The sequence below is a fragment of the Flavobacterium panacis genome, assembly GCF_024649945.1.
Classification (GTDB): Bacteria; Bacteroidota; Bacteroidia; order Flavobacteriales; family Flavobacteriaceae; genus Flavobacterium; species Flavobacterium panacis.
The window spans coordinates 440888-451811 of record NZ_JANKMS010000003.1; the positions used below are offsets into that span (position 1 = coordinate 440888).

The following is a 10924-nucleotide window of genomic DNA, read 5'->3' on the forward strand; positions in this document are numbered from 1 at the left end:
TTAGTTTAAAGAGAATTCAAACCAAATCGGAATGTGATCGGACACTTTTCTTGCGTCCTGAAGAGAATCAAAATCTTCATAAAATTTTATAATTCCTGAATTAATGATTTTGAAATTGGAAGTTTTGTAAAAGATATTATCGAACTCTGAAGCCAAACAGACATTGTTTTTACATTTTTGTTTCAATGTTGTTTTCTGATTTTTTAAAACAGAATCGTATCCCATTTTTTTTAGAGGATTAAAAACAGTGTGTTTCTCAGGACAATTAAAGTCACCCAGAAAAACAAGATTTAGATCTGGATATTCGTTGGGTAAAAATTTGAAATATTTAATCTCCGTTTCGGGTTGCCTTTTTTGAGTTATAGCATGAAAATTACCTAGTGTAATTGTCTTTTTGTTTATTTCAAATGTGGCGAAATAAGGTTCTCTGTCAATCTCTAAATTGAATTTTTGTTCCAGCCAAGGTTTGTTTTTTAATTTAACTTTTGCTGTTTTCCAGATAAAAGCATAACGTTCGGCCTTGTAACTGCTACTTGTAGTTGGATTACTAATAGTATATTCCCATTTATTTCCTTTTTCATTAAGAAGCATAGCCAGTTTAGCTACAGATTGTGCTCCACCATAACCAGCAACTACTTCCTGAATAGCAATTATATCGTAGTTGGAAATTTTTTTAGCAATATAATTTAATTCAATATCAGATTTTGATTTACCAAAGTTTTGGATATTCCATGATAAAACTTTGGTTTGAGCAAAAGATAAAAATGTAAATAATAGGAGTACAGGGCTTAGAATACTTTTCATGTAAAAAATGGAATGAAATCAAATATATAGGTATTTCCTATAATATCCATAAGGCCTTTCTCCTAAATTATTAGTGTTTTTTATATCTGTTTTTTAAAGCAGTTCCAATAATTATAATTTGCAATACAAGTAATGCTGGAATAAAAATTATTTTCCAATCAATTTCCAGCCAGCCGGTTTTTTCAGAGACATACGCAAAGCTTATCGATAAAAATAGACACAGAAACATGGTTTTCATGATGATTTTATTTTGAGTGGTGTTGATTTTGTCAAAAAAAGTAATCGTTTTATTTTTTGGTTTCATTCGTAGGTTGATAGGGGGCAATTAACAAATTTAGGGCTATAAAAAAGATTTTCTTTACGGGATTCCGTAAAGACATGGATTATACCAAACCAAAATCTTTTGCAATAGCTATAAGATGTACGTTATTGTTGGCTTTGAAATAGATTTTTAGTTTGTTAATTCTTTTTTCGATACTGCTTGTTCCGTTTGGTGTAATAGCTAAATCTTTGAATTCTTTAGAAATACTTTCTAAAATATAGCCTTGAGACAAAAGTTTAAGAATAGAGATGTCATATGATTCAATTTCAATCAAAGCCTTGTCATTAAAGCTAAAAGATAAATCAGAAGAAACAATTTTCTCTCCATTATTATAAGTGCTTATAATAGCATTTTTAAGTTCGGTGATACTATTTCTTCCTTTAGATACATAAGCATTTATTCCTAAATCATTAAAAAGGGTTTTAATTCTAAAACTTTTATCTTCAATAGAAAAAATGATCTTTTTTAGTTTGGGTTGTACTTTGTTTACGGCTTCAATTAATTCATCTCCACTGTTTAAGATTGTTTTTCTATGATCTGATTTAAAAGATAAATCACTAATTAATAGGTCATAAGGTTCATTTTCAAGCAAAGCTTTTTTTATTTTTAGTAAGGCTTCATCACAGTATTTCACATGGTCAATTACAGGAACTTGTAAATCTTCTAATACTTGAACAACAGCAATACTGATACTGTCTAAATCTTCGGCAACTAAAACTTTCTTAAACATATTGTTATCTTATATAGGGAATGTGAAATTTATTTTAAACGCTTTTTCTAAGCTTGTATCAAAATTAATAGTTCCTTTTATTGTTTTAATACGGTTTTCCACATTTTGTAGTCTTTTTTCTAAAATAGTTTGATTAGACGCAAATTCACTACTGTTTTCAACATATAAAACATTTAATTTTTTGTCTTTTAATTTTAAAATAATACTTACCATATTAGAGTTATTGTGCTTTTTCATGTTAAACAACAACTCTTGTAAAACTCTGTAAAGTATTATTTTCTTGTTTTTTTCAATCGAATTCCACGGAATCAGATCAAAACCATTTAAAATAATGTTTACATCCAGAGTCATATACTCTGAAATCATTTCTTTTAAGACAGAACTGTACCGATTGTCGGTTGGGATTTTACTGTTTTCTTTTGAGATGTTCCGAGTTTTGATGTAAATATTATTTAAAAACTGAAGCAATTCTTCCTTGTTTTTTTCATCGTGTAAATTATTGTGATCTGCAAAAATCAAAGTTTGACGCAAATCTGAAGTGAGTTCATTGTGTAATTTTTCCGAAATTCTCATTTCACTTCTAAAAACAGTTTCATTTTTTTCTCTTTTTCCATTTGAAGTAATGTAAAAAACGAGGAAAAGTAAAATGAAAAGACTAATAGAAATAATAACATAAGATATATAACTTCTGTTTTTTTGCCTTTCCAGCTGAAGTTCGTTCTCTGTTCTTAGCGTTTTTAGATATAAATTTTCTTCTTTATCTTTTTTGGAGAGGTATTTTATATTGGAAAATTGATTTTTCTTTTTTAATCTAACGTTATTGATACTATCAGTAAAGTGAATATAAAGATTGGCGTATTTTCTAAGATCATTTCCTTCACTGCTTTGAACTAAAAAAGACAAGCAATAATTTTTGTCTTCATATAAATTATTTTCTGAAGCCTTTTTGTATCCTAGCTCTGCATATTTTTTTGCAAGCTTTGGATTGCTTTTTAAATAGTATTCAGAAAGAGAAGTGTAACTATTAGATATATAAGGTTCATTTTTTGTCTCTAGCCTTAGTTGTAATGCTTTTTTATAATAATATAATGCTCTTGGATCTTTTTGTTTGAAATAGCAAAGACCTAGATTGTTTAGCATAATAATATATTCGATCTTATCGAATTTGTTTAAGCTGTTTTTTTTGTACTTCTCACCGTAATAGCCCTCTGTTGTGACTTTATTAAATATATAGGCGGCTTTTTTGAAATTATTTTGTTTCATATAAACAATACCTATACTATTGAGGCTACTCCAGTTTCTCCATGCATTTGAATTGATGTATAATGTTTTTCTAAAATACAAAAGAGCATTTTCGGTATCGTTGGTTTTAAAATAATTATACCCCAGTATATAATATACATTCCAAGCAAATCTTGGTTTTTTCATGTATTTTAAGTGAGGTAATGCTTGTATGGTAATGGCTTCGCTTTCAATATAATCTCCCAGATCTTGATAGATGTAACCAAGAGAAATTATAGCGTCAACATAGTCAATTCTGTTTTTTACAGGATCAGCGATAGATAAGATTCGTTTGTATTTTTTGGTAGCACTTTCGTATTTATTTTCATCATATTCACGATCGGCTTCAGTTGTAAGTTTTCTTACTTCACTGGTAAAATCTGGTTTTACAGAGGTTATTTGTTTTTTCTTTTCGCAAGATGCAATTAGAAAAAACAATACGATTAGAAATAAAATTTTAACAAAATTAGAAGGTTTCATTTATAGGGGCACTTTAATAAAAACTTTGAATCCTTCATTCGTACTACTTGAGATGTCAATAGCTCCTTTTATTTTTAAGATTCGGTTCTCTACATTATAAAGACCGTTTTTAAATATAATTTTGTCTGTATCTATTCCCTTTCCGTTGTCGGTATAATTAATAAATATATTTTTATCTGTTGTTTTAAAGTTTATTCCAACAAGAGTAGCTTCGCTATACTTTCGCATGTTTACGAGCAATTCCTGTATAACTCTGTATATAGTGATCTTTTTTGTTTTGCTAATTTCATCCCAGGATAAAGTATCTAAACCGTTCAAAATTAAGTTTATGTTTTTAGTACCAAATCCAGAAATCATTTCTTTAAGAAGTATCGTGTAGTTTTCGTCTGTTATAATGGTGCAGTTTTCTTTAGAAATATCTCTAGTTCTGGCATAAATGGTGTCTAAGTTGTTTAATAAATGTGCTCTGTTTTCTGTTAGAGACAAATTTTTGTTTTCTACAAAAGCCATGGTGTGGTAAATATCATTGGCTAACTCGTCATGAAGTTTTTTGGAAATCCTAGTTTCGCTGTTGTATGCAGCTTCTATTTTTTCACGATTAGCTTTAGAAGTGAGGTAATAATATAAAACAAGAATCAGACATAAACTTATAACTATAATGATATACGATATGATATTTCTGTTTTTTTGTTTTTCTAGTTTTAATTCATTTTCGGCTTTATGTGCCTTAAGTCTTAGATTTTCTTCTTTTTCTCGTTTTGAATCATACTTGATCTTAGCAAATTGATTTTTAGCTTTTTGTCTAAATTCATTAGTGCTGTCAACTAAATTCACATACGTATTAGAATAATTTCTTAATTCGCTATTTGTACTGTTTTTGATGATCATTTTTAATGCTGATAGTCTTCCTTCAACATAATTGATTTTTGAGAATTCTTTATAGCTTAAAAGCATATATCTTTTAGCCATTCTAGGATTCTGTTCTTCGTGAAATTGTGCAAGATGAATGTAGCTTTTTCCCAAACCGAAAGGGTTTTTTATTTGCTGTCTCACTTTTATAGCTCTGTTCATATAATTCAGAGCTTTTTCATTATCGTTTATTTTGAAATAACATAGTCCGATATTGTCTAGTAATGAACCGTAAAAGTCCTTATCTCTTATAACTTGCTCTTTTGTTTCTAGTGGTAAAAAAATGTCAAGCGCTTCCTCAAATTTTCTATCCTGAATTAGGGCAACTCCGATATTGTTTTTAGCAGCTAATTTTCTCCAATATTTGGTATCAAGTTTTAAAGCTTTTTCATTATATAAAATAGCATTTTTATAATCATAAGTATCTAGGTAATTTGTGCTTAAGGTAACATACAAGTTCCAGATATGAAGTTGGTTTTTTACATATTTGGTATAAGGTAGAGCCTTAGTAATAGTGGCTTCGCTTCCCGCATAATCTCCATGCGTCTGCTGAATAATAGCCATCCTGTTTAGGGTACTGATATAGTTCTCAGGATCTTTTATGGGATTGCATTTAAATATGGCTTCGTTGTAGTAATAAAAAGCAGTATCGAATTTATTATTATCAAACAAGGTGTCGGCAACAGCTATTAATCTCTTAACTTCCGGGCTATTTGTAATTTCATTTTTGGTAATACTTGTTTTCTTCTGGCAAGAAAAAAGAATCAGTAAAAATATAATTATGGGGCAAAATAATTGTATTCTTTTTGGTATCATGCGCCAAAAATAAAAAATCCCCGAAATCCTGAAAGAGTATAAATACGGTATTTTAAAATATTTTCAATTGGCAATTTTTTTAATTCTGATTTTTAATTAAATACGAAAAGCCCTTTTGTAGTAAGGACTTTCGAGTTCTAAGAGCTTGTAAATATTCTCTTTATAAATTATACAGCACGCAATCCGGTTGTAATTGCAAGTCTATTCCAAGAGTTAATTGTGATGATGGCTAAAATGATTTCAGCAAGGTATTTTTCATCAAAGAATTTGGCTGCATTTTCATAAACTTCATCAGAAACGTGGTTGTTGATTAAAGTCACTTGTTCTGTTAAAGCTAAGATTGCTTTTTCTTCTTCAGTATAAACATCAGCTTCTCGCCAAGCACTTATTAAGTAAATTCTTTGCTCAGAAATACCATGTTTTCTAGCGTCAGCTGTATGCATGTTAATACAGTAAGCACAACCATTAATTTGAGAAGCACGAATTTTGATTAGTTCTTTATGAACAGGAGTTAATGAAGTTGAAGAAATGTATTTTTCTAAATTCAATAAAGCATTGTAAGCTTCTGGAGCAACATTCGGGATAAGAATTCTTGATTTCATTTTTTATATGTTTTAAAAGTTCATTACAAAGGTCAGCAATGTATGCTCTCAAAAACTTGAACTACTTCAAGAAATACAGTTTAGACTTTTCCTGCTCTAATTTTGCTCATAAATTCTGCAGAAAAATCTAAATAGGAGGCAAGCATATATTGTGGAACACGCTGAACGAAGTCGGGTTGCTGGTTATTGAAATGATGGTATCTTTCTTCTGCAGACATTGTAAATAGAAATTTAATACGCATTTGTGCAGCGCCAAAAGCTTTTTGAGCAACAATACGAAAGTATTTCTCGAGATTTGGGATTTGCACCAATACCGATTCTAAAACAGATTTTTCAAGGGCAATAACTTCAGTTGTTTCAACAGCCTGAATATAGAAATGAGAAGGAGTATGGTTATGATAACTTAAATAATCAGTGATCCACCAGTTCTCAACTCCAAATTGCAAGGTTTGTTCTGTTCCTTTTGGATTAATAATGTATTGACGCATACAGCCTTTTATAACAAAATACATCGTGTTACAGATTTGTCCTTCCTCTAAAACATGAGCTTTTCGTTTAATTTGCGAAGTACTAAAACATGATTCTAGAATATCAATTTCCGAAGGTTCAAGGTGGATAAACTTTTGAATATGATTTAGAATAGCGTTTTGCATTGTATTTGTTGTTTGATAAGTAAAGGTAGGTTTTATTTTGATTTGGGATGAGAATAGTGTAAAAACAAAAAACCATTCGAATAGACGAATGGTTTTTCTATAATAAGTAAGTAATCTTAAATTGAGTTTATAAAACGTTTTATTTTACTTTATTAAGAATAGCTTTGAAAGCTTCTGGGTGGTTCATAGCTAAATCTGCAAGAACTTTTCTGTTCAATTCGATTCCGTTAGCTTTAACTTTCCCCATGAATTGAGAATAAGACATTCCTTCTAATCTAGCCCCAGCGTTGATACGTTGAATCCATAATGAACGGAAATTTCTTTTGTTTTGTTTTCTATCGCGGTAAGCGTAGCTCATCGCTTTCTCTACTGCATTCTTAGCAACTGTCCAAACGTTTTTACGTCTTCCAAAGAAACCTTTGGCTTGCTTCATTATTTTTTTTCTTCTTGCTCTTTTAGCAACTGAATTTACCGATCTTGGCATAATTTTAATGTGTTTTTGTAGCAGGCGTCCTGAATTGAATCAAAGGAACTTAAAGCCATACTCCAAGGTTATATAAATAATTTTTTAACCTAAAGAATTATTAGATAATTCTTAATTGTTGTTTAATGCTTTTCATATCTGTTTGGTGAACTAGCGCTGAGTGTGTCAAAGCTAATTTACGTTTTTTAGATTTTTTAGTCAAGATGTGACTTTTAAAAGCATGCTTTCTTTTAATCTTTCCAGAGCCAGTAACTTTAAAACGTTTCTTAGCGCTAGATTTTGTTTTCATTTTAGGCATTTTTCCTAGTGTTTTAATTTATTCTTACTTACTTATATTTTGTTTCAAGTTTACAGTTTCAGGTTCAAAACTGAATACTGAAACTGCAAACTGAGACTATTTTTTCTTCTTAGGAGCAATGAACATAATCATTCTCTTTCCTTCCAAAACAGGCATAGCTTCAACTTTACCGTGTTCTTCCAAATCCTGAGCAAGACGTAATAATAGAATCTGACCTTGATCTTTGTAAATAATAGAACGTCCTTTGAAGAATACAAAAGCTTTTAATTTAGCTCCTTCTTTTAAGAATTTCTCAGCGTTCTTTCTTTTAAATTCATAATCATGCTCGTCAGTTTGAGGACCAAATCGAATTTCTTTTACAACCACTTGAGAAGATTTTGCTTTTAAAGCTTTGTCTCTTTTCTTTTGTTCGTAAACAAATTTCTTGTAATCCATGATTTTACAAACCGGCGGTTCCGCGTTTGGCGAAATTTCAACTAAATCCAATTCGAATTGGTCTGCTAAACGTAACGCATCTGCGATTTTGAAAACGCCAGGCTCAATGTTTTCACCTACAAGACGTACCTCTGGAACACGAATAAGATTGTTTATTCTGTGTGCATCTTTTTTTTCTACTCGAGGTTGAAAACCTCTGTTGCTTCTTATTGCTATGACTTTCTAATTTAAGTTAAACTGTAAATACTTTTAATGTCTTTTTTATTTCTTCGTCCACAATCGAAGCAAATTCTTCGATAGAAACGGTAATATTACCTTTTCCTTCTTGTCCGTGACGGCGAATAGAAATTGTACCATTTTTCTCTTCTTCTTCACCTACAATCAGCATAAATGGGATTTTCTGCATTTCTGCATCTCTAATTTTCTTGCCGATTGTTTCGTTTCGATTGTCAATTAGGGCGCGAATTTCGTGATTTTCTAGCAAATCTAAAACTTTTTTAGCATAATTTTCGTATTTCTCGCTCAAAGACAAGATAATAGCCTGCTCAGGCATTAGCCAAAGTGGGAAATTTCCTGCTGTATGTTCTAGCAAAATTGCTATAAAACGTTCCATAGATCCAAAAGGAGCTCTGTGAATCATAACAGGGCGATGTAATTCATTATCAGCACCTTTATAAGTCAAATCAAAACGCTCAGGCAAGTTGTAATCTACCTGAATTGTTCCTAATTGCCATTGTCTTCCTAAAGCATCTTTAACCATGAAATCTAGTTTCGGACCGTAAAATGCTGCTTCACCATATTCAACCACAGTATTAAGACCTTTGTCTTTTGCAGCGTTGATAATAGCGTTTTCTGCTTTCTCCCAGTTTTCATCAGTACCAATGTATTTTTCTCTGTCTTCTTGATCTCTTAATGAAATCTGAGCAGTAAAGTTTTCAAAACCTAATGAACCAAATACATATAATACAAGGTCAATTACTTTTTTGAACTCTTCGTCTAATTGCTCTGGAGTACAGAAAATGTGCGCGTCATCCTGAGTAAATCCTCTAACACGAGTTAAACCATGTAATTCACCAGATTGCTCGTATCTATAAACAGTACCAAATTCAGCATAACGCTTAGGTAAGTCTTTATATGACCAAGGTCTTACATTGTAAATCTCACAGTGGTGAGGACAGTTCATTGGTTTCAATAAAAACTCTTCACCTTCTGCTGGAGTATGAATTGGCTGAAAACTATCTGCGCCGTACTTAGCATAGTGACCAGAAGTAACATACAATTCTTTCTGACCAATATGCGGAGAAACAACTTGCTCGTAACCTGCTTTCTTTTGAGCTCTTTTCAAAAATTGCTCTAAACGCTCTCTTAAAGCGGCTCCTTTTGGTAGCCATAAAGGCAAACCTTGACCTACTTTTTGAGAGAACGCGAACAATTCAAGTTCTTTTCCTAATTTACGGTGATCACGACGTTTTGCTTCCTCCAGAAGTTCAAGATATTCAGTTAAATCTTTTTGTTTAGGGAAAGAAGTTCCGTAAACACGAGTCAACTGTTTGTTTTTCTCGTCACCTCTCCAGTAAGCACCAGCAACGCTCATGATTTTTACAGCTTTGATAATTCCAGTATTCGGAATATGTCCACCACGGCATAAATCAGTAAAAGTAGCGTGATCGCAGAAAGTAATAGTTCCATCTTCAAGATTCGAAATCAATTCGGTCTTGTAAACGTTGTCTTTGTACATTTCTAGTGCTTCCGCTTTAGTTACAGGACGCATTTTGAAATCGTATTTTCCTCTTGAAATCTCAAGAATACGATCTTCGATCTTTTTGAAATCAGCTTCAGAGATTTTCTGATCTTCAAAATCCACATCATAATAGAAACCATTAGCAATTGCAGGTCCAAGAGTTAATTTAATTCCAGGATACAATTCCTCAAGAGCTTGTGCCATTACGTGAGAAGTCGAATGCCAGAAAGCTTTTTTACCTTCCGCATCATTCCAAGTATATAATATAAGATTACCGTCGGTCGTTAATGGAGTTTCGGTTTCAATAGTTGTACCATTAAAAGATGCTGAAATCACGTTTCTAGCAAAACCTTCGCTAATGTTTTTAGCGACCTCCATTGGAGTTACGCCTGAAGCGAACTCTCTAATTGACCCATCGGGTAAAGTAATCTTGATCATTGTTTATAATTTTGTGAATGCAAATATACATGATTACAAAAATACATACAATATATATGTACAAGTTTACTCTATTATATATAAGTATGGTTTTTTGCCTGCGGTATATAATAGTGATTCTCGTTTTATGCCCGATAGATTTTGAAAACCTGTCATGTTTGTTTTTTTTGTATACATATAATATATAATAAGTGAGGCGAATGATGCTAAGCGCAGCGAAGCCTTGATGTTTGGAATTTAGAAATTGTTTTTTTTAGGAGCCATTTCCCGCTATGCGCTTCAATCTTTTGTTTTGAACCCCAAAACAAAAGGATTTCCGCTTCTATCGGGGCTAGGGGATGGGTTTCCAGAAGATGTAGAAGGGGGAAACTTTGCATTTTTAAAGATTTAGGGAATTAAAAACGACGGAGTGGAGGCTTTGCGGACTTGAATTCCGTTCAAAGAACAGTCTTGAAAACTGAAAACTTAGCAAAAGCACCGACCGAAAACACGCGTAAAACAAGAAAAACAGAATGAAAGGAAGAAAAACCGTACAGTGAATGAAAAATAATTGAAATGTAAAAACGGTGTTATCAGTGAGTTAAGAAAAAGATCGAAAAAAGATTAAAAAAAGTCTTTAAAAAAGCTTGTAGAAGCGGAAAAAGGTTCTACTTTTGCACCCGCAACAACGAAAAATGTTCACTGAAATACTGACAAGCAGACGGATCAAAGGAGGGTAAAAATTCCAAAAAAAAAAGATTCAGAAAAGCTTGTGAGATTCGGAAATGCTTTTTAGATTTGCACCCCGCAAAACACGGAAAGTTCCTTGATAGATTGAAAGAGAGATTTGAAAGATGAGGCGAAAAAAAAGTTTCAAAAATTTTTAAATTTTTCTTGCATGAAACAAAAATAATTTTTAGTTTTGCACCCGCTTTGAGAAACAAGCGAAACA

At 31.7% G+C, this 10924-nt stretch carries 12 protein-coding genes; all 12 read right to left on the reverse strand.

Translation table 11 applies throughout. The features are described from left to right. Positions 1-804: an endonuclease/exonuclease/phosphatase family protein gene (locus NQQ59_RS10150; protein ID WP_144218198.1), complete on the reverse strand. Its 804-nt coding sequence runs from the start codon at positions 802-804 to the stop codon at positions 1-3. A gap of 70 nt (positions 805-874) precedes the next feature. After that, entirely contained in the window at positions 875-1108 is a 234-nt protein-coding gene (locus NQQ59_RS10155; protein WP_144218200.1) for a hypothetical protein, read from the reverse strand. Between the two features lie 79 nt (positions 1109-1187). Beyond that, complete coding sequence (locus NQQ59_RS10160) at positions 1188-1856, reverse strand: response regulator (RefSeq protein WP_144218202.1); 669 nt, start codon at positions 1854-1856, stop codon at positions 1188-1190. Positions 1857-1865: 9 nt separating this feature from the next. Further along, on the reverse strand, positions 1866-3617 hold the full coding sequence (locus NQQ59_RS10165) for a hypothetical protein (protein ID WP_144218204.1): 1752 nt from the start codon (positions 3615-3617) through the stop codon (positions 1866-1868). Beyond that, positions 3618-5342, reverse strand: coding sequence for a tetratricopeptide repeat-containing sensor histidine kinase (locus NQQ59_RS10170; RefSeq protein ID WP_144218206.1), 1725 nt, complete (start codon positions 5340-5342; stop codon positions 3618-3620). Between the two features lie 167 nt (positions 5343-5509). Continuing rightward, a complete protein-coding gene (locus tag NQQ59_RS10175; protein WP_144218208.1) occupies positions 5510-5944 on the reverse strand; it encodes a carboxymuconolactone decarboxylase family protein in 435 nt (144 codons plus the stop codon). Positions 5945-6024: 80 nt separating this feature from the next. Then, on the reverse strand, positions 6025-6597 hold the full coding sequence (locus NQQ59_RS10180) for a Crp/Fnr family transcriptional regulator (protein ID WP_144218210.1): 573 nt from the start codon (positions 6595-6597) through the stop codon (positions 6025-6027). A 139-nt stretch (positions 6598-6736) separates the two neighbouring features. After that, positions 6737-7081 (reverse strand): 50S ribosomal protein L20, encoded by a 345-nt coding sequence (rplT, locus tag NQQ59_RS10185; RefSeq protein WP_008464948.1) that lies wholly within the window; start codon positions 7079-7081, stop codon positions 6737-6739. Between the two features lie 100 nt (positions 7082-7181). Beyond that, positions 7182-7379, reverse strand: coding sequence for a 50S ribosomal protein L35 (gene rpmI, locus NQQ59_RS10190; RefSeq protein ID WP_026727505.1), 198 nt, complete (start codon positions 7377-7379; stop codon positions 7182-7184). Positions 7380-7475: 96 nt separating this feature from the next. After that, positions 7476-8024: a translation initiation factor IF-3 gene (gene infC, locus NQQ59_RS10195; protein WP_091497511.1), complete on the reverse strand. Its 549-nt coding sequence runs from the start codon at positions 8022-8024 to the stop codon at positions 7476-7478. Between the two features lie 22 nt (positions 8025-8046). Next, positions 8047-9993, reverse strand: coding sequence for a threonine--tRNA ligase (gene thrS, locus NQQ59_RS10200; RefSeq protein WP_144218212.1), 1947 nt, complete (start codon positions 9991-9993; stop codon positions 8047-8049). 647 nt (positions 9994-10640) lie between these two features. Continuing rightward, positions 10641-10924, reverse strand: a 284-nt coding sequence (locus NQQ59_RS10205) for a hypothetical protein (RefSeq protein ID WP_257698191.1), incomplete at its 5' end; no start/stop codon positions are given.